The following is a 23,790-nucleotide window of genomic DNA, read 5'->3' as shown; positions in this document are numbered from 1 at the left end:
GATAACGGCGGCTGGCGCATATCTTTTGACAAATCAACGACCAGCTGCCCGCAAGGGTCAGGTGAGTTGGTGTCCCTTCGCGGGCGAGAAGAGGGACAAACATGACCGAGAACATCACCATCACCCCTGCCAGCCCGCGCGACCTGACACGCATCCTTGCCCTGATCCGCGACCTCTCTGCCTTTCACGGCGATGAGGCTGCAGTCACGCTGGAGCAGTTGCAGCAGATTTTCTTCGGCGATCAGGCGCAAGGGAAAGCCTTTGTCGCGCGCGCAGGGCAGGAAGTGGTCGGCTACGCGGGCATCATGCGCTGGACGGTCATTCACAGTGGCAAGCCGCGGCTCGATATTCAGCATCTCTATATCGCCGAGAACCGCCGCAATCGCGGGATCGGCAAGGCGCTGATCATGGCAGCCCGCGACTACGCTATCGCATCAGGTGCGAAAGGCATCTCCATCGGCACCGACCCGCGCAATGCCTCCGCACAGGCTGCCTACCGCGCCATGGGTCTCGAAGAGCTGACTGATATTGGACCGCGCTTCTGGATCGCGGCCGAAGTCTAAGAATTGTGCCTTAATCGCGTTGCCCGGCGGCCACGCCGGGCGCGCGATCAGTAAGGCATCGGATGGGCTTTATGCACCTCGTCAATTTCCGAGATGACTTCATCGTTCAGCACAACGTCCTTGCCGGCCAGAATGTGCTCTAACTGGGCAGCAGTTGTCGCACCAAAGATTGCAGACACAGGGAACGGACGTGTCCGCTGCCACGCCATTGCCATCGCGACAGGGTCAATGCCGCGCTTCTTCGCCAGATCAAGATATGCCTGCGCTGCCGGCCAGAGCCGATCGGTCACACGGCCACCCAGATTGCCGTTGATCGCCATCCGGCTACCGTCAGGCACTTGTCCATTCTGGTATTTGCCCGTCAGCACGCCGCAAGCCAATGGCGAGAACGACAACAGCGTCACATCTTCGTTGACTGCCATTTCAGCCATGTCGGTGTCATAGAGGCGGCAAAGCAGCGAGTATTCATTCTGGACACTCGCCATACGCGGCAGGCCTGCTTTCTCGGCCTGGTCAATCCATTTGGTCATGCCCCAGGCACTTTCGTTCGACATGCCGATTGCACGGATCTTGCCTGCCTTCACAGCCTCGCCCAAGGCCTCAAGGACATCCATCATATGATCCATGGTCTCGGCCCTGTTCTGGCCAGAGGGGTCATAGGTCCAGTTCTGACGGAACATATACGATCCGCGCATCGGCCAATGCATCTGGTAAAGGTCGATCACATCGGTCTGCAGACGTTTCAATGACCCATCGACGGCCTCACGAATGACATCGCCGTCATAACCACGACCATCGCGGACCCAACCGGGATTATCGCCCGAAACTTTGGTGGCAACGACGATCTCGTCCCGCCGACCGCTCTTTGCGATCCAGTTGCCGATAATCTCTTCCGAGCCGCCAACCGTTTCGGTGCGAACCGGGTTCACCGGATACATCTCTGCGCTATCGAGAAAATTGATCCCCGCATCCAGCGCCATATCAATCTGGCGGTGCGCGTCATCTTCAGGTGTCTGGTTACCAAAGGTCATCGTGCCAAGGCACCATTCGCTCACCATGATGTCCGAGCGACCAAGGGGGAGTTTCTGCATCCGTTTTCACTTTCCGATTTCAAGTCCGGACAGAGCCTAATGCGGTGACCGCCAAGGGCAAGAGGCGAAAGGCGACGCCACTTTGTCGAAAAGGCACTAGTTTCACAGCCACAACAGGCGCATAGGTCGAACCTATGCGCATGATGATTTCATTTGCGGCCCTGTTCATGTCAGTGACGCTGCTCCAGCTTTCGTCTGGTGGTGTTGGCCCGCTTGATGCGCTGACAGGGCTCGACCGCGGGTTTTCCCAATCCGAAGTCGGCTTTCTGGGATCGGCGCATTTTGTCGGGTTCTTTATCGGGTGCTGGTGGGCACCACGGCTAATGGGTGATGTGGGCCACAGCCGGGCTTTTGCCGCCTTTACGGCCATGGGGGCAATCGGGCTTGCCGCGCATGTTGTGATCATTGATCCGCTTGCATGGGCTCTTTTCAGGGTGGCATCGGGGATCTGCATCGCCGGCTGCTACACCGTGATCGAGGCGTGGTTGCAGGCGAAAGTCACCAACGAAACGCGTGGCCGCGCAATGGGCAGCTACCGGATTGTTGATATCGGCGCGTCTTTCGTCGCGCAGTTCATGATCGGCGCGCTGGCAAACCTCGAAACCTATATTGCCTACAATCTTCTGACGATCCTGTGCTGTGCATCGCTGCTGCCTCTGACATTGACCAAACTGCCGCAACCAGAAACACCCAAAACAACGCGGCTGCGCCCGAAACTGGCCTGGCGGTGTTCGCCCATGGCCGTAGCGGCCGTGCTTGTCGCGGCACTTTCCAGCGCATCCTTCCGCATGGTCGGCCCGATTTACGGGCAAGAGGTGGGCCTGTCTGCCAACCAGATCGGGTCTTTTCTTGCGGCTTTCGTGGCTGGCGGGGCCATCGCGCAATACCCTGTCGGCTGGCTTGCCGACAAATACGACCGGCGCTGGGTGATGGTCTGGCTTTCTGTCGCCGCCGTCGTTGCTTGTGCTGCAACCGTCGCCACCGCTGGCCTCGGCGCCACATCGGTTTTTGCGGCCTCCTTCTTTTTCGGGCTGACCACCTTCCCGATCTATTCGGTCGCCACCGCGCACGCACACGACTTTGCCACCTCCGATGAACGGGTCGAGCTTTCGGCTGCACTGATGTTTGTCTATGCGGTGGGCGCCATCGCCGCACCGCTCACCACATCATCGCTGATCGAGGCCTTCGGACCCGCAGCGCTCTTTTACTTCATCTCGCTGGGACACATCCTGCTGATCGTCTTTGCCGCGCTGCGCATGCGCGTCCGGACAGCACCGGAGGACCGCACACGCTACGTCTATGCGCCCCGCACCAGCTTCCTGATTGGCAGATTGCTCGGCAAAAGTCGCGACAAGGGCGCGCCGTGATCAGAAGTTGAAGACAACGCCAACGCGCGTTGCCGTAATGCCCGCATCAAAAGCGTCATCGACAAAGTCTCTGATGAATTCACCGCGCAGGCTCAGGCTCTCATTGAGCGCACGCTCCGCGCCGAGCATGGCGTGAAACCCGCCATAGTTGGTGTCATCAAAGTAATATTCGGTGATGCCACCACCGGCCCGCACGGTATAATGGCCCCAGTCATAGCTGACCCACGCCCTGACACGGGCCATGTCATATTCAGCGTCGCCCCCCAGATGCAGCCCGTATTCGCCCTCGGCACCCACACCGAACCGCCCCGCATCAAAGCCCATCCCGGCCAAGGCTGTGCCGGCAAACTGGGTATCCCCATCATGCGGCAAGAGGTAATCCACCGCGCCACCGACATAGAGGTCCTGCGCCGTGGCCGCAGAGCCAAGACACGCAGCCAGCACGATTGGGATCAGACGTTTCATATCAGCATCTCCTTGGGGGTGAACCGGCCCCTTGCTTTCAATCTAGCGCTGCACACCTGCAAAAGCCAGTGGCAAGCATTCTCTGGCATCTGTCACGCGACCCGGCTAGAACGCGGGGCAAACCTGCAAGGACATGTCCATGGCCCGTCACCTGATCACTTCCGCGATTCCTTACATCAACGGGATCAAGCACCTCGGCAACCTCGTCGGCAGCCAGCTGCCAGCCGACCTTTATGCCCGTTACCTGCGCCAGCGCGGGCACGAGGTTCTCTTTCTTTGCGCCACCGACGAACACGGCACCCCTGCTGAGCTCGCCGCGACCAAGGCAGGCAAGCCCGTTGCGGAATACTGCGCCGAGATGCACGCGGTGCAGTCTGACATTGCCGATGGCTTCCGTCTGTCCTTTGATCACTTCGGCAGATCGTCCAGCCCGCAAAACCACAAGCTGACCCAAGCCTTTGCAGGCCGTCTGGCCGACATGGGCCTGATCCGCGAAGTGACCGAGGAACAGGTCTATTCCGTCGCCGATGGCCGCTTCCTGCCAGACCGCTATATCGAAGGCACTTGCCCCAACTGCGGCTTCGAGAGCGCACGTGGCGACCAATGCGACAACTGCACCAAGCAGCTTGATCCGACCGACCTGATCAACCCGTATTCGACGATCTCCGGCTCGACCGAGCTGGAGGTGCGCGAGACCAAGCACCTCTATCTGCGCCAATCCACGCTAAAGGATGATCTGGCTGCATGGATCGACAGCAAGAAGGACTGGCCGGTCCTGACCACATCCATTGCCAAAAAATGGCTCAACGACGGCGATGGGCTGCAGGATCGCGGCATCACCCGCGACCTAGACTGGGGCATCCCTGTCAAAAAAGGTGACGAAGATTGGCCCGGCATGGAAGGCAAGGTTTTCTACGTCTGGTTTGACGCGCCCATCGAATACATTGCCTGTGCACAGGAGTGGCAAGACGCTGGCAAAGGCACCGATTGGGAACGCTGGTGGCGCACCGACAAAGGTGCTGACGACGTGACCTATACCCAGTTCATGGGCAAGGATAACGTGCCTTTCCACACGCTCAGCTTCCCCGCCACGATCCTCGGGTCTCAGGAACCGTGGAAGCTGGTCGATTACATCAAGTCGTTCAACTACCTCAATTACGATGGCGGGCAATTCAGCACATCGCGCGGGCGCGGCGTGTTCATGGATCAGGCGCTTGAAATCCTGCCTGCCGATTACTGGCGCTGGTGGCTGCTGTCCCATGCGCCCGAAAGCTCTGATGCGGAATTCACATGGGATAACTTCCAGACCGACGTGAACAAAGACCTTGCCGACGTGCTCGGTAACTTTGTCAGCCGGATCACGAAATTCTGCCGCTCCAAATTCAGCGAAGCCGTGCCCGAAGGCGGCAGCTACGGCCCTGACGAAGAACAGCTGATTTCTGACCTGACCACCCGCATCCGCGCTTACGAAGGCTTCATGGACAAGATCGAGGTCCGCAAGGCGGCTGCCGAATTGCGCGCGATCTGGGTTTTGGGCAACGAATACCTGCAAGCCAACGCGCCTTGGACCACCTTCAAGACCGATCCTGAGACGGCAGCGATGCAGGTGCGTCTGGCCCTGAACCTGATCCGCATCTACGCGGTCCTCTCTGCCGCTTTCATCCCAGATGCATCCAAAACGATGATCGCAGCCATGCAGACAGACGACGACAGCTGGCCCACAGATGTCGCTGCCGCACTGGAAACCCTGCCCGCGGGCCATGCCTTTACCGTGCCGGAAAACCTCTTCCGCAAGATCACGGATGAGGAGCGCGCAGAATGGGCAGAACGCTTTGCAGGCAAGCGGGACTAGGCCATGGCAAAGCGGCCACTGACAGATGCGTCTCTGGTCACATTCGAGGCCCTGTCAGACTTGCGCGACTGGCTTGCAGCCAACCACAGTCAAGAGGCTGGCATCTGGGCCGTGACCTACAAGAAAGCGGTGCCGGACAAATACATCTCGACTGGCGAGATCGTCGATGCCTGCCTGTCATACGGTTGGGTCGATAGCCTCGTGCGTGGTCTGGATGAAGAACGCACCATGCTCTACATCAGCCCGCGCAAACCAGGCTCAAACTGGAGCCGCGTGAACAAGGAAAAAGTCGCAAGGCTGATCAAGGACGGCTTGATGACACCCGCTGGTGAGGCGGTCATCGCCCGCAGCCAGAAGGACGGAAGCTGGACAGCACTGGATGACGTCGAAAACCTCGTGATCCCGCCTGATCTGCAAGTCGCCTTTGATGCGGTGACAGGCTCCGAGCAGAACTGGCACGCCTTTCCACGCTCAGTCAAACGCGGTGCACTGGAAATACTCCTCAATGCCAAGCGCCCGGCCACGCGCGCCAAGAAGATCACCCAGATCGTCGAGGACAGCGCCGCCAACCGGCGCCCGTTCCAGTGGTCGCCAAAGGCCTAGCGCCAGCCCTGCCACCATTTCAGCCCGGCCTGCTTGGCTGCAAAACTTTCTGTGAGCGCATCGCGGTCGTATTCGGTTTTGATCCAGTCAACGATCCCGATCGGCTCTTTGGCGTTGCGCAAGGCGTACACCTCAAAGAAATGGTCAAGAATGCCTGTCGCTGTCCGCCGGATATGCAGATACCGGAACGAAAGTTGGCGCATCGCGACCTCCAGCGGCGCCCCTTCGACAACCAGCAGATAAAGGGCCGCAACCAACCCGGTCCGGTCTGCCCCTGACTTGCAGTGGATCAGAAACGGCTTTTCAATGGTTTCAAAGACCTCGAAAAGCTCAAGCAACCGCTCGCGATGCGGGGCCTGACGCGCCGAAAATTTCACCGTCACCAGATCAAGGCCCAAAAGCCTGCAGCTCTCTTCGGTGAAAAGGTAATGCGGCTGCTTCTGCACGCCGCGCAAGTTGAGGATCGTCTTGATGCCCATCGCTTTGTAGCGGGCAAAGCGTTTGTGATCAGGATGATTGGACCGATAGACCCCCGGGGCCACTTCGGCAAAGTTGTTCCATAGCTTGCGCAGCACACCATGATCGAGCCAGAACACATGCCTTGCCGATTTCCGGCGCTCCACAGGATCAGTGATATCCTGCCCGAACGACAGCCGCAGGTCGCGTTCCTTCTGTTCCATCTTCTGCAAAAACTTGCGCACGATCAGGCCTTATCTCATTGCTGAGGGGTCATGTGTCGCAAGCGCGGCCATATTTCAAGGCTTTGCATCGCTGGTGCACGCAGGTCACAGGGCCGCAACAGCGGCGCGCCACCTTGCTACTGGCACGCCACGAAACTACGCTTGCACGAACAGCAGGACGATCCGGGGCGACATGGACGAGACTTTCAAATTCATCTGTCTTGATCCGCGCAAAGACAAACGTGCCAAGATCACGACCCTGTTGTCACCACTTGGCACATTGACGTGGCGGCGTCTGCCACCGGTACGTCTGCGCAACTTCCCCGAAACGGCAAAACGCGCCGAAACGGCCCTTCTTGCAAGCAAACACGTGCCACCAAAAGGCTGGAAGCGCGCGCTTTGGCTCCGCACGCTGAAGCTGCAATACAACGGCAGTCGCGCACTCTTCGAAAGCAACAAGAAAGCTGTCGCAGTCGGCTGGAACGGCCTCAACGGATCGCGACGGGTTTTTATGGATGCCGCAAAGGACGCCGGGGTGCGCACGCTTTTCTTTGAACTCGGCCCCTTCCCCGGACGTGTCACTGTCGATCCGCACGGGGTGAATTTCGCCAATGCTCTCCCGCGTGACCCCGCGCCATATCTGGCGTGGGCCAAGGCCGCCGGACACGACGCTGCCGCATGGCGCAACCTCAAAAAGCACGTAAAGCAGCGTCCGCCAGAGACACCGCCGGAGGCAGGCGACGGCCTGCCACCTCTGACCGATCCATTTGTCTTTATCCCGCTGCAAGTCCCCGGTGACAGCCAACTGCGCCTCTTTGGCGGTGATTTCAAAACGGTAGACAGCTTCGTCCTGGCGCTCAAGGACGCAGCCAAATCCCTGCCCACTGGCTGGCACCTGCGCCTCAAAGAGCACCCCAGCACACCACCGATCGCACGCGCCTTGCTGCAAGACGCCAGCGGCCCGATCCACCTCGACAATGCCACAGATACATTCGCGCAAGTCGCCGCAAGCCGCGGCGTGATGACGATCAATTCCTCGGTCGGACTGGAATCGATGTTCTTTGACAAACCCGTCGTGGCGTGCGGCCAGTGCTTTTGGGCCATCGACGGCATGGCACAAAGGGCCACAAAAGAAACCCTGTCAGAGGTTCTGAGTGCCGCAGACCAATGGCACTACGACCCTGAGGTCCGCGACGCGGTGATGCTGTTTCTGTCCGAGGTTTATTACCCCGACACATCATCGGATCAGGATACCATCCGGAACGCGAGCATCCGTCACCGGATCAGCGAACCGGATGACCCGATGGCTTGGGGACGGCCACTTCAACAGAGCGCGTCGTCATGAAACTGTTTCGCCGCGTCCCGGACCTTGCCACACGCATCACTGTGACCCCTCCAGAGCCTCGGAAGGACCAAGCCGATTTCGCGATTGTTCTGATCGCACGCAACGAGGGCGCACGCTTGCGAGACTGGCTGGCGTTTCATGCCGTGGCAGGTTTGCGGCACCTCATCCTTTACGACAATGGTTCAACCGACGACACGGTAGAGATCGCCAGATCATTCTCCATGATCAGGACAGTTGTCGTGCCTTGGGTTCTTGACGCAGCAGAGACGAAAAGTCAGATGCGGTTTCATCAACAATCGCTCGCCTATGCGCATGCGATCTGCACCTGCGGCGCGGGGTTTGCACGCATGGCCTTTATCGACACAGATGAATACCTCGTCCCGACAGATGCGCTCACGATCCAGGATGCGCTTGACGGTCTGGACCACCCTAACATCTCCCTGCCCTGGACAATGTTCGGTCACAACGGCCATCAAAGCCCGCCAAAGGACGCCGCACCCTTTGCATTTGAGGAACGCGCGAAAGACACCACCCGACCGCTGCTTAATTTCAAATGCATTGTTGATCCCTGTGAAGTCACCATGGTCAATCCACACAGATTTGAAACGCGCAGGCATCAGGACAGCACGGTCAATACGGCTGGCATGATGAGCCGCAACAAAGCGCGCGATGCACGCTTCGCTACGCGTGACAGGCTGCAACTCAATCACTACTACCTGATGTCGGTTGCCGAGATGGAACAGAAGTTCAGCGGACCCGCCGTGTCAGGCGCCAAAAGGGAGCAGCGCAAAGAGGCGATCCTGAAAAAGGCAAAACTCATCGAAAGTAATGCCATCAAGGACACCGCTGCACGCCAATTCCTTGCAAGACATGGGATCATGGACAGCGCGGACCTGCGCGCGGTCAAATAGTCTCACCTCGCCCACTTGCCTCGCGGAAAATGAGAACATAACATGAACATATGGCAAGTCTCTCACTCCAGAATAAACTCGCGATTCTCTCGGACGCGGCGCGATATGATGCCTCCTGTGCCTCAAGCGGCACAACGCGGCGCGACAGCCGCGATGGCAAGGGATTAGGCTCGACCGAAGGGTCAGGCATCTGCCATGCCTATGCCCCTGACGGGCGCTGCATCAGCCTGCTGAAAATTCTGATGACGAATTTCTGCATCTACGATTGCGCCTACTGCATAAATCGCGTCTCGTCGAACGTAACGCGGGCGCGGTTCACCGTTGATGAGGTCGTCCAGCTCACCATCGAATTCTACAGGCGCAACTACATCGAAGGTCTGTTCCTGTCGTCAGGCATCATCCGCAGCCCTGATTACACGATGGAGATGATCGTCCAGATCGCAAAACGGCTCCGCGAGGACGAGCATTTTCGCGGGTATATCCACCTCAAGACGATCCCCGATGCCGCGCCCGAACTGATCGAACAGGCGGGGCTTTATGCCGATCGCCTCTCGATCAATGTGGAGCTGCCAACCGACAACAGTGTCAAAGCCTACGCGCCGGAAAAGAACCCCGAGACAATCCGCAAGGCGATGGGCGATGTGAAATCCCGCAAGGATGTCGCCAAGGAACGCTCCTACACCGGCAAGCGCGGCAAAAGGTTCGCGCCTGCAGGCCAATCCACCCAGATGATCGTTGGCGCGGATGCCGCAACCGATGCCACCATTTTGGGGCAATCCACGCGGCTCTATGGCGATTACAAGCTCAAGCGGGTCTATTATTCGGCATTTTCGCCGATCCCCGATGCAACGGCCAAACTGCCTTTGATCAAGCCACCGCTTGTCAGGGAACATCGGCTTTATCAGGCCGACTGGCTGCTCAGGTTTTACGGGTTCGACGTTGATGAAATTACCTCGGCGCGGCCGGACGGCAATCTCGATCTGGAAGTTGATCCCAAACTCGCCTGGGCCTTGCAGAACAGGCATCTTTTTCCGGTGGATGTGAACCGCGCCAGCCGCGAGATGCTGCTGCGCGTGCCGGGGTTCGGGACACGCAGTGTGGGCCGTATCCTGTCAACACGGCGGCACCGGACGCTCCGGTATGAGGACCTGCAAAGGCTTGGCGCATCGCTCAAAAAGGCGCGAGCCTTTATCACCGCCAAAGACTGGTCGCCGGGCGAGCTGACCGACAGCGCCGATCTGCGCGCCCGCTTTGCCCCGCCCCCTGAACAACTGAGCCTTTTTTGACGATGTATACCGTTCCCCTGCCCCGTATCGGTGCTGATGTCGCGTGGCGCGATGCGGCCAAACGTTTGCTCGGTGCCGCCGTACCGCCGGAGGACATCCTGTGGGATGATGACGGCACAGCCTCAGGGCTCTTTGCGACACAGACCCCGCTCCCCCCTGTCACGCGTCGGATCAAAGTGCCGCAAAGCTTTGTCGAATTGGCGAATACGGTGGTCTGGCACAATGACCCGCAACGCTTTGCGCGACTTTACACCCTGCTCTGGCGGTTGCGGCACCAGCCGGGGCTGATGCAGGACCGCGCCGACCGCGATCTTGCCAAGCTGCGCCAGATGGAAAAGGCCGTGCATCGCTGCAAGCACAAGATGAAGGCCTTTGTTCGGTTCCGCGATCTGCGTCAGGGCGGTGAGCGGCGCAGCTTTGCCGCATGGTTCGAGCCGACCCACCACACGGTCGAGCCCACCGCCCCGTTCTTTGCCCGCCGCTTTGCCGACATGGACTGGATGATCGCGACACCCGATGTCACCGCGCAATTCGTGGACGGCAACCTCAGCTTCCACCCTGGCCAGCCCAAGCCCGATCTACCTGACGACGCGACCGAGGATCTTTGGGGCACCTATTTTTGCAACATCTTCAATCCCGCACGGCTCAAGGTGCAGGCGATGACGTCCGAGATGCCCAAAAAATACTGGAAGAACCTGCCGGAGGCACAGCATATCGCGGATCTCATTGCAGGGGCGGAAGCAAAGGTGCAGGAAATGCGCGACACCGCGCCGACCCTCCCGCCGCAACGCGCCGCCGCGATCAAACGCCAGCTTGACCGCAAACCACCCGCCAAAGAATAGCGCTTGCGCGAACCTGCAGCGCGCGCCACCTTACGCCCATAGCAAACTCAGGAGCGCGGCCATGACAACGCTGGTCTTTCTTGCCGTGATTGGCGCGGCTTTCCTTCACGCAGCATGGAACGCACTTGTCAAAGGCGGCGCGGACAAGCTGATGTCGCTGACGGCGGTCATCCTTGGCCATGTGCCGTTTGCGCTTGTCGCGATTGTCGTCTCACCGATGCCGGACCCTGCATCCTACCCCTATCTGGTGGTCGGGGTCCTTTTGCACCTGGGTTACCAGTTCTTCCTGCTTTACGCCTATAGCGCCGGTGACCTGACGCAGGTCTATCCCATCGCACGCGGGTCAGCGCCACTGATCGTCGCCGCCATTTCGGTCACCGTGCTGGGGGTGTCGCTGCAAGGCGCGGAACTTCTGGCCGTTCTGATCATCGGATGCGGCATTGTGAGCCTGGCACTGGTGCGGCGCAGCGACGGGTTGCGCAATGGACGGGCCGCTGGATTTGCACTCGCGACAGGATGCTTTATCGCGGCCTACTCGATTGTCGACGGGCTTGGCGCAAGGGCCGCAGGCACAGCGCTGGGCTATTTCGGCTGGCTGGCAGCGCTCAACGCCATTGCACTTGGCGCCATTGTCGCGGTGCGTGCGCCGAAAACCTACACATCGCTATGGACCAAAGGGCAGAAGCTTTTCTGGATCGGTGGCGGCGCGTCCTTTGCGGCTTATGCCATCGTCACATGGGCGTTCACGCAAGCCCCCATCGCGCTTGTCACCGCCTTGCGCGAAACCAGCATCATCTTCGCGCTTCTGATCGGTGTTTTCTTCCTCAAGGAACGGCTCGACCTGATGAAGGTCGTCTCGACCATGACCGTCCTGATCGGGGCCGCGCTTTTGCGGCTTTCGCGCCCCTGAGGGATCAGGTGTTGAACAGGAAATGCATCACATCGCCATCCTTGACGATGTAGCCTTTGCCCTCTGCGCGCATCTTGCCTGCCTCTTTTGCAGGCTGTTCACCGCCCAAGGCAACAAAGTCGCCATAGGCAATCGTCTCGGCGCGGATAAATCCCTTTTCAAAATCGCCGTGAATGACACCTGCCGCTTGCGGGGCTGAGGTGCCTTCCTTGATGGTCCAGGCACGGGCCTCTTTGGGACCAACGGTAAAGTAGGTCTGCAAATGCAAAAGCGCGTAGCCCGCACGGATCAAACGGTCGAGGCCGGGTTCCTCAAGACCCATTTCGCCAAGGAACATCTCGGCTTCATCCGCCTCAAGCTGGCTGATCTCTTCTTCAATACGGGCAGAGATCACAACATGGCTGTTGCCTTGCGCTGCGGCCATCTCGGCCACACGGGCTGATTGGCTGTTGCCACTGCCCGCGCTTTCTTCTTCGACGTTGCAGACGTAAAGCACAGGCTTTGTGGTCAGCAGTTGCAGCATTTTCCACGCTTTCGCGTCCTCGGCATCAACCTCAACCACGCGGGCAGGCTTGCCGTCTTCAATGGCGGCCTGCGCCATTTCGAGCAGACGCATCTGTTGCACGGCGTCCTTGTCGCCACCCTTGATCTTGCGGGTCAGGTTCTGCATCCGCTTTTCGATGCTTTCGAGGTCTGCAAGCATCAGCTCGGTTTCGATCACCTCGGCATCAGCGACCGGATCAACGCGGCCATCGACATGGGTGATGTCGTCATCTTCAAAGCAACGCAGCACATGGGCAATCGCGTCGCACTCGCGGATGTTGGCCAGAAACTGGTTCCCAAGACCTTCGCCCTTGCTGGCGCCCTTCACCAGACCGGCGATGTCCACAAAGGTCATCCGCGTCGGAATGATCTGCTTGGATTGCGCAATCGCCGCCAGCTTATCGAGACGTGCATCAGGGACCGCCACCTCGCCCACGTTAGGCTCAATGGTGCAGAACGGGAAGTTTGCCGCCTGCGCAGCCGCAGTCTTGGTCAATGCGTTGAACAGGGTCGATTTGCCCACGTTCGGCAGACCCACGATGCCCATTTTGAAACCCATGACAGCACTCCTTTGCAGCTTGCCGCGCTTCTAGGCGCAGATGGCCCGCCCCGCAAGGCGGCAGGTGTGGGGAAAAGCAGTGAGACACCATTGATTTTCCCCGCCCCATCAAGCAAACCATCCCAAGTTTGAATGACGGGGACGACCATGAGCAGAATCGACGCGAAATTCGCCGCCTTACAGGCCGAGGGGAAGAAAGCCTTTGTTGCTTATGTCATGGCAGGCGATCCCGATTACGCCAAAGGTCTGGAGATCGTCAAAGGCCTGCCTGCGGCTGGCGTCGATATCATCGAACTCGGAATGCCGTTCACCGATCCGATGGCCGACGGCACCACGATCCAGCTGGCAGGCCAGCGCGCGCTTGAGGCCGGTCAGGATCTGGAAAAGACCCTCGCCTATGCACGTGAACTGCGCAAAGAGGATGACACGACACCGATTGTGATGATGGGCTACTACAACCCCATCTATTCACGCGGTGTGGACGCATTTCTTGATGATGCAGTGGCCGCTGGCATTGACGGGCTGATCGTTGTTGATCTGCCACCTGAAGAGGATGAAGAGCTTTGCATCCCGGCTCAGGCAAAGGGGATCAACTTCATCCGTCTGGCAACACCGACAACGGATGACAAACGCCTGCCGAAAGTGCTCCAGAACACATCCGGTTTCGTCTACTACGTGTCCGTCACTGGCATCACCGGCACAGCCGAGGCCCAGACCGCCGAGGTCGCGCCGGAGGTTGCACGGATCAAGTCACAGACCGACCTGCCTGTCATCGTCGGTTTCGGGATCAAGACACCTGACGCAGCCGAAGCCATCGCAAGCATCGCCGACGGTGCAGTGGTCGGCTCCGCCATCGTTGAGAAGATTGGCGCTGGCGAAAGCACGGCGGATGTCCTCGCCTTTGTCAAATCGCTGGCCGACGGCGCACACCGGGGTTAACCCATTCTTTACGAAACTGTATGCACAGCCTGTGTACAGGTTGTGTACAGCCTGTGTACGTGGTCTGCACAGCCTGTGCACCAGCCATGCATTCTACGCGCTTGCTAAATTTCCCGTAATCGGTAACAAATAATTACCAATTCGAGGATTTCCGTCATGGCTGCCATTACCACAATTGAAGATCTGAAGCGGATGCACAAACGCCGCACACCCAAGATGTTCTATGACTACGCCGAAAGCGGCAGCTGGACAGAACAGACCTTCCGCGAAAACACATCCGACTTTGACAAGATAAAATTCAGGCAGCGTGTGGCGGTCGATATGACCAACCGCACAACCGCGACTACGATGATCGGGCAAGAGGTCTCCATGCCCGTCGCCCTTGCCCCCGTAGGCCTGACAGGGATGCAAAGTGCTGATGGCGAAATCAAAGCCGCTCGGGCCGCCGAGAAGTTCGGGGTGCCGTTCTGCCTTTCGACGATGTCGATCTGCTCAATCGAGGATGTGGCCGCGAAAACAGAAAAACCCTTTTGGTTTCAGGTATATACACTCAAAGACGATGATTTTATGAAACGGCTTTTCGACCGTGCCAGAGCCGCTGGATGCTCAGCGGTTGTGATTACGCTCGATCTGCAAATCATGGGACAGCGGCACAAGGACCTCAAGAACGGGTTATCAGCGCCACCGAAATTCACCCTCGCCAGCATGGCTGATCTGGCCACCAAATGGCCATGGGGGATCGAGATGCTTCAGACCAAACGGCGGTTCTTTGGCAATATCGTCGGACACGCAAAAGGCGTCTCCAATCCCGCCTCTCTGGCGTCCTGGACAGCGGAGGCTTTCGACCACGCTCTTGATTGGGAAAGGGTCGCAGAGTTGATGAAGATGTGGGGCGGTCCGGTAATCCTCAAAGGCATCATGGATGCCGACGACGCGCGCAAAGCAGCCGAACTCGGCGCCGACGCCATCGTCGTCTCAAACCACGGCGGTCGCCAACTCGACGGCACCGTCTCCTCCATCCGCGCACTGCCCGCCATCATGGAAGCCGTTGGCGACAAGGTCGAAGTGCACCTTGATAGCGGCATCCGGTCAGGCCAGGACGTGCTCAAGGCCATCGCCATGGGCGCCAAGGGCACCTACATCGGGCGGGCCTACGTCAACGGGTTGGGTGCTATGGGGCAAAAGGGCGTGACCAAGGCGCTAGAGATTATCCATAAGGAACTGGACACGACGATGGCGCTCTGCGGTCGCCGGGACATCAACAACGTTGATCGCGACATCCTCATGGTGCCTGAAGATTTTGAAGGCCGCTGGGCATAGCATTTCGGGCCAGAAAAGGAGCTGTCATGTTCGCACATCCCTTCAAAGGACTGCTTTTGGCGGCGACGATTGTTGGCACCGCTGGCCCGGCTCTGTCAGAGGACCTGACCCCGCCCGCCGCCGAAGATGTCGTTCTTGCCAGCCCCACCTCATCGCTGGGAACGCCGGACATCCTGATCACAGTGCTGGCTTTGCTTCTCGTCTGGGCCGCTGTCGAGCAGAAAGAAGAATCGGAGCGCCGATAGGATAATTCGGCCACATCGTCACCAAAAAACATGCTGTTTTGACTGCAACCGATTGACGCAGCGGAAAAATGCGATATCTGCGAATATGTTCCGTGCACATCTTGAGGTGATGCGCGGCCAAAAAAGTTCAATGAGGAGCATAAAATGCGCATCACAAAAACACTCGTAGCTGCAGCTTCAATCGCAGCTCTTTCGACAACTGCATTCGCTGGCGGCATGGCTGAAGAAGTCATGGAAGCCCCAGTTGTTATCGAAGAGCCAATGATGGAGCCAGCCGGTTCTTCCCTGAGCCCAACTCTGGTTGTTGTTGGCATCCTGGCAGCTCTGCTCCTGGCTGCATCTGTCGAAGAGGACGACGAATAAACACGTTACTTGCGTTGCAGGTTTCGAGGGGTGGTTGCGAAAGCAGCCACCCTTTTTCGTTCAGTGCCGCCGTTTGACAGTCAAAGCAAGCGGGACAGCGCTGAGCAACAAAGCAGCGACCCCCAGAAATGCGACCCTGAGTCCAAAGGCCTCAGACAGGACACCCATTGCGACCGGCGCGAGGAAGAATCCGGAAAAGCCGATCACCGCAGCTTTGCTGATCGCTTCGGTGCGCAAATGAGGGGCCACCAGCTTGCCAGCTAAAGCAATCCCAATCGGTCCGATCACTGAAACACCCAAACCAAGGATCCCGAATCCCAGGTAAGCCACAGCCGGGGACGGCGCCAAGGCTGCGATGACTGCACCCACAGCGGACAGCAGCGCCGCGATCAGGACCACATTCACCTCTTTGAAGCGCTCCGCCACGGCTTGCCCTGAAAAGCGTCCAATCGCCATCGTAAGCCCCAGCATCGCAGGACCCAGTGCGCCTTCTGCGGCCCCGCCGCCCAACGTCCGCTCGATGTGCAAGGCCGACCACGCCTCGACCGTCGCCTCTGACATAAAGGCAACCAGCACAATCGCACCGCACAGAAGAATGATCCCCGACGGGTAGCCACCGGAATAGCCTTCCTCTGCCTCAACGACAGTCACGTCTACACGCAAGAGCGGCAAGAGAGCCAAAGTCACGAGACCAAAGCCAGCAAAGACAGGCGCTGGCGGTATCCCTGCTTCTCGGGTGACGCCGACCACCAATGCCCCAACCGCATAAGCCACAGAAAACATCGCGTGATTTGCATTCATCAATGGTTTTGCGTGGCGGGCCTCAAGCTCGCTCACCCGCGCGTTCATCACAACGTCAAGCAAACCTGAGGCCAGCCCGACAAAGCCCATTGCCGCAGCAAACAGAAGCGGCGCTGTCATTTGTCCCGGCCAAAGCCACGCAAAGGCAAGAACAAACGCGCCGACCTGCATGGCGCGCGAACCCAGAATGCGGTCTGCGCGCGGCGCAAGCCACATGGCTGAAACAAGCCCTAGGGCCGATCCCAGCAACAACGTTCCAAACAAGGCATCTGACGCCCCGAGCTGCGCCTTGATGACGGGGACATAGGCGGCGAAACAACCCCAAAACAGGCCAATAATCACAAAGGCGGCGGCGGGGCGATAAGAGAGCTTGAGCGCATTCACAACAGACATAGGCGCATCGTTGAAACGCAAAATTTTCCAAAGCAACTCCCAAAGTGAAATCTGGGATAAAACCTCTTTTCAATCCGTCACAATCCGTCTATTGGGCAGGCTTCATCGGGCTCGGACACCCTTGGAGGCGGGCCCCTACATCGAAGGAAAGATACTATGGCTGGAAAGATCCCTGATCTGAACGCCAAGGTACGCGCGGGGACAGGCAAGGGGGCCGCCCGCCAAGCTCGCCGTGATGGCGACGTACCTGGCATTGTTTATGGTGGTGGCGCAGAGCCCCAATCCATCAGCATCCCATTCAACTACCTGCTGACCATGCTGCGCAAAGGCCGCTTCATGTCCACACTTTTCAATCTCAAGATTGAAGGTCAGGACGATGTGCGCGTGATCTGCCGTGGCGTTCAGCGTGACGTGGTCAAGGACCTGCCGGTCCATATCGACCTGATGCGCCTGAAGCGTACAAGCCGCGTGAAGCTGTTTATCCCTGTTGAGTTCCTCAACGCAGATACAGCACCTGGCGTCAAGAAAGGCGGCGTTCTCGCCGTGGTACGCCCTGAAGTCGAGCTTGAAGTTCTCGCAGGCGAAATCCCTGAAAGCATCGTCGTCGATCTGGCAAACGCAGAGATGGGTGACACGATCTCCATCAGCAGCGTGACACTGCCAGAAGGCGCAAAGCCAACAATCGACCGCGACTTCGTCATCGCCAACATCTCCGCACCTCGTTCGGTTCTGGCCGACGATGATGATGGCGACGAAAGCGAAGACTCCGGCGAAGAGGCCGCAGAAGAAGCGACAGAAGAATAAGCTCAGCGACACCGCTGAACGATGAAGGGCGTCCCCGCTGGGGCGCCCTTTTTACTTTGCATGACATCGACGGTGGCAGCGAAGCCTTTGGACGCCCCAAAACCTATATGGCGTTCGTAGTTACTGGCACCTGCCAGTCTGTGCGGGTAAGACTAGCAGCATGAAACTTCTCGTAGGCCTCGGCAATCCTGGCGCAAAATACGCGCGCAACCGTCACAACATCGGCTTTATGGCGATGGACCAGATCGCGTCGGATCACGGGTTTTCTGGCTGGAAGTCAAAGTTCCAAGGGCAAATCAGCGAAGGCCGACTGGGGACAAGCAAAGTTGCCCTGCTGAAGCCTGAAACATTTATGAACCTGTCCGGGCAGTCCGTTGGCGAAGCGATGCGGTATCTCAAGCTCGAACCTGCGGACGTGATTGTCTTTCATGACGAGATTGACCTCGCACCGGGGAAAGTCAGGCTGAAAACCGGTGGTGGTCACGCGGGCCATAACGGACTGCGCTCGATTCATGCGCATATTGGCCCCGAATATGACCGCGTCAGACTTGGCGTCGGGCATCCGGGGCACAAGGATGCCGTTCCCGGATATGTGCTGCGCGACTTTCCCAAGGCAGATGCCGAATGGCTGGATGATCTCCTGCGAGGGATTGGGGACGGTGTTGCACACCTCGTAGACGGTGACGGCGGCAAGTTCCAGAACGCCATCTCACTGCGCACCAACCCGCCACGCTCATCAAAGTCAGCTACAACCAAGCAGTCAGCGCCGAAATCGAAAAAAGAAACGCCACCATCGGCCGACAACAGATCGCCGCTACAGAAGCTGGTGGATAAGTTCAAGTGATCCCCTCAAAAGTTGCCGAAGCCTTCCATGTTCAGGCGCGGGCCTGTGAAAACCTCGACTCTCCCTTCATGGGGCAGTTGATGCGCCTTTGTGCAACGCGAACGTGGCCCGAAGGTCCGATCCGTGACCGCATTTTCGCTTGGGAAGGTGAAATTGGGCCGGCCGCGCAATCGGTCCCGCTGCGGCTGGCAGGCGCGCTTCATGCGCTGCACCTGACAGGCCACGCGCAGCTTGCAACAGTTTATCCGCCTGAACGGGCGAACGATGATGAACTCTGGGCCGCTATCTGCGACGTCATGACAACCGAGGTGAACCACCTGAACCTGTGGCTCGACAGCGTGCCTCAAACAAATGAGGTACGTCGCTCTGTCACGCTGATCCCGATTGGTCACGTCCTGACTGAACGCTTCGGTCTGCCCATCAGAACCTCGGAACTGGGGGCAAGCGGCGGTCTGAACCTGCACTGGCACAGCTACGCGCTTGCGCTGGAGGGAGAGCTCTACGGACCTGCTGGGCCTGTCCTGACACTCACCCCGGAGTGGGACGGCCCCTTGCCCCCACAATCAACACCGCAGATCACGCGTCGCGGTGGTGTTGACCTCAACCCGTTGAACCCTGCGGATCCCGACGATGCCTTGCGCCTGCAGGCCTACCTGTGGCCGGACCAGCCGCACCGATTGGCGTTGACCCGCGCAGCGATCGCCGCTGCAAAAACGCCTGTGACCAAGGGGGATGCGATTGACTGGTTGGAAGGGCGGCTTGACCATCAAGATGGTGAAACGCACCTCATCTACAGCACTGTCGCCTGGCAGTATTTCCCCAGAGCCGCGCAAGAGCGCGGCAGGAAGATGATCGAAGCCGCAGGAGAGCACGCTACAGACCGCAGCCCACTGGCTTGGTTCGGCATGGAAAATGACGGAAGCGGTAAAGGTGCTGCTCTTACGCTGCGGGTTTGGCCGGGCAATCTTACTCTCGATTTCGGCCGTGCCGACTTTCATGGGCGCTGGGTCAACTGGACTGGTGGTCAAGCCGTCTGATCGCCTTAGGTCTAATCTGAGATCTGAGAGGAGCGCCAACATGGAAAAAGACCCGTCATTCAACGTCCTCGGTGGCCCGCTCGCGACATGTTCAACGGCGCCGATGACGGGGTTTTTCCGAAACGGCGCCTGCGATACCTGCGCTGCTGACCACGGCAGCCACACCGTCTGTGCTGTCATGACGGCAGAGTTTCTGGCTTTCTCGAAGTATGTCGGCAACGACCTGAGCACGCCGCGGCCAGAGTATGGGTTTGCAGGTCTGAAACCCGGAGATGGCTGGTGCCTATGCGCCAGTCGCTTCTTGCAAGCACATGAGGAAGGCTGCGCACCTCAAGTCACCCTGCAGTCAACGCATGTCCGCGCGCTGGATATTGTGCCGATTGATGTGCTGCGCGAGCACGCAGTCGATGCCGAAAGCTAGTCAGCCACCATCAACTCGTCGATGAAAAGGCTAAGAAGCTGGGTGCGCCCGCTTACGCCAGCTTTGCGATAGATCGCGTTTGTCTGTGCTTTGACGGTTCCTTCACTGACGCCGCGCAGACCCGCGATTTCTTGCGTGGACATCCCCTTGATTGCAAAGAGCGCCACATCGCGCTCCGCAGGTGTCAGATCCCAATCGGTGAAGCGTTCTTCAAGCACGTCCATAAATGCGCCTGACGCCAAGCGAAGCTGGTCTTCAACGATAGAGTTGCGCTGTACGGTGCGCCGCAACACCACCCAACCAAGCGCAGACCCGATGATCAGTCCAAGGGCCGCGCCGATCTCGATCAATTCATATAGCTGCCAACCGTATGGGGCAAATCCGAACACCGAAGAGGCAATTTGGAAGGTAAAAAGAGCAGCACAAAAGACCTGTAACGCAACAACCGCAAAGACCGCCTTGGAATTCATTGGAAGGTCTCTTCCCGTCAGACAGATGATCTAGTCGTCGTCACGATCATTCTCGCGCTTGTCGTCGCGGCGGTCGTCGCGGTCGTCCTTCTCGTCGTCGTCATCATCATCGTCGTCACGATCATCGTCGCGATCATCATCATCGCGATCATCATCATCGCGATCATCATCATCGCGATCATCATCACGATGGCCATCGCGGTCATCATCGCGATCGGACCCATCATCATCGCGATCATCGTCGTCGTTGTCGCGGCCTTCATCGTCCTCATCGCTCCTGCGCGGATTAAACAGCGACGGGGCGCGATCATCCTCATCCACTTCCCAGAAGTCGCGGAGGATTTCGCCGGTTTGCGGATGAAAGACCAATTCACGCCGAAGATCGCCACGGTACGCAATGATCTGGACACGTCCAAGCCACGTGCGGCTGAGCTGCATTTCTCCAAAGCCCTGATCAGCAAGCTGAGAAATGATCTGGTCCTGGATCGATTGTGCAGACGCCAGATGAGGGACACCCATCAGTGCAATGCAAAGTGCAATTTTCTTGATCATGGACCCACCCCTCGCGCCATGTTGCCGGCACAGTGTCTCTCTACCTGCACCATATCATGACTCTCGCGCGTGCTGTAAACGGGTCAACATGAGGCCTAAACCGAAGTTTAGGCCTGTTGTTCAGGTTTCCATGTCAAATCCAAGATGCTTGGCGACCGTGAAGATGTCCTTGTCACCGCGTCCGCACATGTTCATCACCAACAAGTGGTCCTTGGGAAGTTCAGGCGCGATCTTCATCACATGAGCGAGCGCATGAGATGGCTCCAGCGCTGGAATGATCCCTTCCTGAGCGCAGCAAAGCTGGAAGGCCTCCAGGGCTTCCTTGTCGGTAATCGAGACATACTCTGCACGTCCGATATCGTGCAGCCAGCTATGTTCAGGGCCGATACCGGGGTAATCGAGGCCCGCGGAGATCGAATACCCCTCCAGAATTTGGCCCACGTCATCTTGCAGCAGATATGTGCGGTTGCCATGCAGGACGCCGGGACGCCCGCCGGTCAGAGAGGCGCAGTGCTCCATCTTTTCATTGACGCCCTTGCCGCCTGCTTCGACACCGATGATCCGTACGTCTTTATCGTCGAGGAACGGGTAAAACAGACCCATCGCGTTTGACCCGCCACCGATAGCGGCAATCACTGTGTCAGGCAGCCGCCCTTCTGCGGCATGCATCTGTTCCTTGGTTTCTTTGCCGATAATGGCCTGAAAATCGCGCACCATTGCCGGATAAGGGTGCGGGCCTGCTACAGTGCCAATGCAGTAGAAAGTGTCGCGCACGTTAGTCACCCAATCGCGCAGCGCATCGTTCATAGCATCCTTGAGCGTACCGCGGCCAGATGTGACGGCGACCACTTCTGCCCCCAACAGCTTCATACGGAACACGTTCGGGGCCTGACGCTCCACGTCGTGTGCACCCATGTAGACAACGCACTTCAGGCCGAATTTGGCACAGACTGTCGCCGTGGCGACACCGTGCTGGCCAGCGCCTGTTTCTGCGATAATCCGCGTTTTACCCATGCGGCGGGCCAGAATGATCTGACCAAGCACGTTGTTGATCTTATGCGCGCCGGTATGGTTCAGCTCATCCCGTTTCATGTAGATCTTGGCCCCGCCAAGATGGTCGGTCAGACGCTCAGCGTGGTAAAGCGGGCTGGGACGTCCGACGTAGTGGGTCCAGAGATCATGCATCTCCGCCCAGAACGTAGGATCGGTTTTGGCGTGTTCGTATTGCTCTTCAAGCTCAAGGATCAACGGCATCAGCGTTTCAGAGACAAACCGTCCACCGAATTTGCCAAAGCGTCCCTTGTCATCGGGGCCGGTCATGAAGCTGTTGAAGAGATCGTTCGCCATAAGACACCTACCTGTTTCGCACCGCAGAGAAGTAGCGAGTCGTCAAGCCAAGGTAAAGGGCGACAAAAGCCGCAGAGCGGCGGAAAAATCGAACCGGATCATTGTGAAAAACAGTGACGGATTGAACGCTTCAGAACGTTCACCCGAAGGGATGAACCGCCCGATAACCGTAAATCTGTTGAAAGAGTGCTTAGCTGTTCAGAGAGGCTGCGCAGAAGGCCGCGATTTTCGCGACATCCTTTTGCCCCGGCGCAACCTCAACACCAGAGGAGACATCCACCTGCCGAGCACCGGTCAATCTGATCGCTTCGGCAACATTGCCGGCGTCCAGACCACCGGCCAGCATCCACGGCACGGGCCATTTGCGCCCTGCGATGAGTTGCCAATCAAAAGCAAGACCATTTCCACCAGGCAGCTCTGCCCCCTTGGGGGGTTTTGCATCAACAAGAAGCTGGTCAGCCACCTGCCCATAGCGCGCAAGATCGTCCAGATCGTCGGCTTGGGCCACACCGACGGCTTTCATGACAGGCAAACCATAGCGCGCCTTGATTTCCAAAACGCGCTCGGGGCTCTCTGACCCGTGAAGCTGCAGGATATCCAGAGGCACCGCAGACGTGATGGCATCAAGCATTGCATCATCAGCGTTGACCACCAACGCAACCTTAGCGACACCAACCGGCACTTCGGCAGCCAGGGCGCGGGCATCCTCTATTGCGATATTGCGGGGGGATTTCGGAAAGAAGACGAAACCGACGTAGGATGCGCCCGCATTAACGGCCGCGGCGATATCATCTGCGGTTTTGAGGCCGCAGATTTTGACGCGCGTCTGCTGGGACGTCATTTGGGGCGGTTCAACAATGCCAATACGTCGTCGGCAGCCGCACTTTCGCCTGTGCCGCCGCGCAGTTGCGCGACCTCACGCTTGAGGCTTTCTACTTCACGCGCTTTGCCGCGTGCTTCGGCGCGAATGCGATGTTCCCGAACCCATTCCCACAAAAAGCCAATCATCAAACCGGCACCCACACCCAAAAAGATCACCACAAACAGCGGTAGCTGGATATCAGGCGACATGCCCATGAGTTCTCCCATCGCTTCGGGCATGGCGCGCACGGTCACCATTTCCCGGTTAGAGAGCCCGATCAAAATGAGGCAAAGGCCAACGATAGCCCAGAAGGTGTAGCGAATGGTTTTCATAATCAGCCCCTTCAGCAGAAATGCGGCGCAAGCGAGTCACCGG

Annotated in this window: 26 protein-coding genes and 1 pseudogene; 17 read left to right on the top strand and 10 right to left on the bottom strand. The window is 58.4% G+C overall.

All coding sequences use genetic code 11. The features are described from left to right. Positions 1-101: 101 nt before the first annotated feature. The gene (locus BM316_RS02485) at positions 102-563 is read left to right on the top strand and encodes a GNAT family N-acetyltransferase (protein ID WP_090203560.1); all 462 of its coding nucleotides are present in this window, start codon (positions 102-104) and stop codon (positions 561-563) included. Positions 564-610: 47 nt separating this feature from the next. Here BM316_RS02485 and BM316_RS02480 read toward each other — a convergent pair whose 3' ends face one another. Then, complete coding sequence (locus tag BM316_RS02480; RefSeq protein WP_090203557.1) at positions 611-1,654, bottom strand: aldo/keto reductase; 1,044 nt, start codon at positions 1,652-1,654, stop codon at positions 611-613. Between the two features lie 134 nt (positions 1,655-1,788). Here BM316_RS02480 and BM316_RS02475 point away from each other — a divergent pair, with 134 nt between their 5' ends. After that, on the top strand, positions 1,789-3,021 hold the full coding sequence (locus BM316_RS02475) for an MFS transporter (RefSeq protein ID WP_090203553.1): 1,233 nt from the start codon (positions 1,789-1,791) through the stop codon (positions 3,019-3,021). Here BM316_RS02475 and BM316_RS02470 read toward each other — a convergent pair whose 3' ends face one another. After that, positions 3,022-3,486: a hypothetical protein gene (locus BM316_RS02470; protein WP_090203550.1), complete on the bottom strand. Its 465-nt coding sequence runs from the start codon at positions 3,484-3,486 to the stop codon at positions 3,022-3,024. A 139-nt stretch (positions 3,487-3,625) separates the two neighbouring features. On the opposite strand from BM316_RS02470, the gene metG reads away from it, so the two are divergent. Beyond that, complete coding sequence (gene metG, locus BM316_RS02465; RefSeq protein ID WP_090203548.1) at positions 3,626-5,338, top strand: methionine--tRNA ligase; 1,713 nt, start codon at positions 3,626-3,628, stop codon at positions 5,336-5,338. 3 nt (positions 5,339-5,341) lie between these two features. Then, positions 5,342-5,941: a YdeI/OmpD-associated family protein gene (locus tag BM316_RS02460; RefSeq protein ID WP_090203545.1), complete on the top strand. Its 600-nt coding sequence runs from the start codon at positions 5,342-5,344 to the stop codon at positions 5,939-5,941. Here BM316_RS02460 and BM316_RS02455 read toward each other — a convergent pair. Beyond that, positions 5,938-6,621: a tyrosine-protein phosphatase gene (locus BM316_RS02455; RefSeq protein ID WP_090203543.1), complete on the bottom strand. Its 684-nt coding sequence runs from the start codon at positions 6,619-6,621 to the stop codon at positions 5,938-5,940. The two genes, BM316_RS02460 and BM316_RS02455, sit on opposite strands and share 4 nt — an antisense overlap. Positions 6,622-6,814: 193 nt before the next feature. Here BM316_RS02455 and BM316_RS02450 point away from each other — a divergent pair, with 193 nt between their 5' ends. The 5 genes and pseudogenes from BM316_RS02450 to BM316_RS02430 all read left to right on the top strand — a co-directional run bounded on the left by BM316_RS02450 (position 6,815) and on the right by BM316_RS02430 (position 11,915). Continuing rightward, positions 6,815-7,966, top strand: coding sequence for a capsular polysaccharide export protein, LipB/KpsS family (locus BM316_RS02450; protein ID WP_090203541.1), 1,152 nt, complete (start codon positions 6,815-6,817; stop codon positions 7,964-7,966). Next, positions 7,963-8,877: a glycosyltransferase family 92 protein gene (locus BM316_RS02445; protein WP_090203538.1), complete on the top strand. Its 915-nt coding sequence runs from the start codon at positions 7,963-7,965 to the stop codon at positions 8,875-8,877. Before BM316_RS02450 ends, BM316_RS02445 begins: the two co-directional genes overlap by 4 nt. A 50-nt stretch (positions 8,878-8,927) precedes the next feature. Next, positions 8,928-10,163: a putative DNA modification/repair radical SAM protein gene (locus BM316_RS02440; protein ID WP_090203536.1), complete on the top strand. Its 1,236-nt coding sequence runs from the start codon at positions 8,928-8,930 to the stop codon at positions 10,161-10,163. Positions 10,164-10,165: 2 nt separating this feature from the next. Beyond that, positions 10,166-10,978, top strand: a pseudogene (locus BM316_RS02435) (TIGR03915 family putative DNA repair protein); the annotation flags it as partial. A gap of 88 nt (positions 10,979-11,066) precedes the next feature. Then, entirely contained in the window at positions 11,067-11,915 is an 849-nt protein-coding gene (locus BM316_RS02430) for an EamA family transporter (protein ID WP_090203530.1), read from the top strand. 4 nt (positions 11,916-11,919) lie between these two features. Here BM316_RS02430 and ychF read toward each other — a convergent pair whose 3' ends face one another. Further along, positions 11,920-13,017 (bottom strand): redox-regulated ATPase YchF, encoded by a 1,098-nt coding sequence (ychF, locus tag BM316_RS02425; RefSeq protein ID WP_090203528.1) that lies wholly within the window; start codon positions 13,015-13,017, stop codon positions 11,920-11,922. A gap of 147 nt (positions 13,018-13,164) precedes the next feature. On the opposite strand from ychF, the gene trpA reads away from it, so the two are divergent. From trpA to BM316_RS02405, 4 genes are all read left to right on the top strand, one after another. Beyond that, positions 13,165-13,956: a tryptophan synthase subunit alpha gene (gene trpA / locus BM316_RS02420; RefSeq protein ID WP_090207401.1), complete on the top strand. Its 792-nt coding sequence runs from the start codon at positions 13,165-13,167 to the stop codon at positions 13,954-13,956. A gap of 156 nt (positions 13,957-14,112) precedes the next feature. Beyond that, positions 14,113-15,276, top strand: coding sequence for an alpha-hydroxy acid oxidase (locus BM316_RS02415; protein WP_090203525.1), 1,164 nt, complete (start codon positions 14,113-14,115; stop codon positions 15,274-15,276). 26 nt (positions 15,277-15,302) lie between these two features. After that, positions 15,303-15,521: a hypothetical protein gene (locus tag BM316_RS02410; protein ID WP_090203523.1), complete on the top strand. Its 219-nt coding sequence runs from the start codon at positions 15,303-15,305 to the stop codon at positions 15,519-15,521. Positions 15,522-15,665: 144 nt separating this feature from the next. After that, positions 15,666-15,884 carry a hypothetical protein gene (locus BM316_RS02405; protein ID WP_090203521.1) on the top strand — a complete coding sequence of 73 codons (219 nt, stop codon included), beginning with the start codon at positions 15,666-15,668 and terminating at the stop codon, positions 15,882-15,884. Between the two features lie 60 nt (positions 15,885-15,944). On the opposite strand, the gene BM316_RS02400 is transcribed toward BM316_RS02405, so the two are convergent. After that, positions 15,945-17,078, bottom strand: coding sequence for an MFS transporter (locus BM316_RS02400; RefSeq protein ID WP_090207397.1), 1,134 nt, complete (start codon positions 17,076-17,078; stop codon positions 15,945-15,947). A 156-nt stretch (positions 17,079-17,234) separates the two neighbouring features. Here BM316_RS02400 and BM316_RS02395 point away from each other — a divergent pair, with 156 nt between their 5' ends. The 4 genes from BM316_RS02395 to BM316_RS02380 all read left to right on the top strand — a co-directional run bounded on the left by BM316_RS02395 (position 17,235) and on the right by BM316_RS02380 (position 20,184). Continuing rightward, on the top strand, positions 17,235-17,882 hold the full coding sequence (locus tag BM316_RS02395) for a 50S ribosomal protein L25/general stress protein Ctc (RefSeq protein WP_090203518.1): 648 nt from the start codon (positions 17,235-17,237) through the stop codon (positions 17,880-17,882). A gap of 160 nt (positions 17,883-18,042) precedes the next feature. After that, a complete protein-coding gene (gene pth, locus BM316_RS02390; RefSeq protein ID WP_090203515.1) occupies positions 18,043-18,726 on the top strand; it encodes an aminoacyl-tRNA hydrolase in 684 nt (227 codons plus the stop codon). Then, positions 18,723-19,763, top strand: coding sequence for a DUF2332 domain-containing protein (locus BM316_RS02385; RefSeq protein ID WP_090203512.1), 1,041 nt, complete (start codon positions 18,723-18,725; stop codon positions 19,761-19,763). Before pth ends, BM316_RS02385 begins: the two co-directional genes overlap by 4 nt. 40 nt (positions 19,764-19,803) lie before the next feature. Continuing rightward, complete coding sequence (locus BM316_RS02380; protein ID WP_090203510.1) at positions 19,804-20,184, top strand: DUF2237 family protein; 381 nt, start codon at positions 19,804-19,806, stop codon at positions 20,182-20,184. Here the strand turns inward: BM316_RS02380 and BM316_RS02375 are convergent. From BM316_RS02375 to BM316_RS02355, 5 genes are all read right to left on the bottom strand, one after another. Continuing rightward, positions 20,181-20,654 (bottom strand): helix-turn-helix transcriptional regulator, encoded by a 474-nt coding sequence (locus BM316_RS02375; RefSeq protein WP_090203507.1) that lies wholly within the window; start codon positions 20,652-20,654, stop codon positions 20,181-20,183. The genes BM316_RS02380 and BM316_RS02375 overlap by 4 nt on opposite strands. Before the next feature lie 30 nt (positions 20,655-20,684). Beyond that, positions 20,685-21,206 carry a PepSY domain-containing protein gene (locus tag BM316_RS16640; protein WP_207493605.1) on the bottom strand — a complete coding sequence of 174 codons (522 nt, stop codon included), beginning with the start codon at positions 21,204-21,206 and terminating at the stop codon, positions 20,685-20,687. A 120-nt stretch (positions 21,207-21,326) separates the two neighbouring features. Beyond that, complete coding sequence (gene trpB, locus BM316_RS02365) at positions 21,327-22,553, bottom strand: tryptophan synthase subunit beta (protein ID WP_090203505.1); 1,227 nt, start codon at positions 22,551-22,553, stop codon at positions 21,327-21,329. Positions 22,554-22,743: 190 nt separating this feature from the next. Continuing rightward, on the bottom strand, positions 22,744-23,394 hold the full coding sequence (locus BM316_RS02360; protein ID WP_090203502.1) for a phosphoribosylanthranilate isomerase: 651 nt from the start codon (positions 23,392-23,394) through the stop codon (positions 22,744-22,746). Beyond that, positions 23,391-23,747: a lipopolysaccharide assembly protein LapA domain-containing protein gene (locus BM316_RS02355; protein ID WP_090203500.1), complete on the bottom strand. Its 357-nt coding sequence runs from the start codon at positions 23,745-23,747 to the stop codon at positions 23,391-23,393. The genes BM316_RS02360 and BM316_RS02355 overlap by 4 nt, the downstream gene beginning before the upstream one ends. Positions 23,748-23,790: the final 43 nt, after the last annotated feature.

The organism is Yoonia litorea, assembly GCF_900114675.1.
In the GTDB taxonomy this organism is placed as follows: domain Bacteria; phylum Pseudomonadota; class Alphaproteobacteria; order Rhodobacterales; family Rhodobacteraceae; genus Yoonia; species Yoonia litorea.
This window is presented reverse-complemented; position numbering and strand designations above follow the sequence as displayed.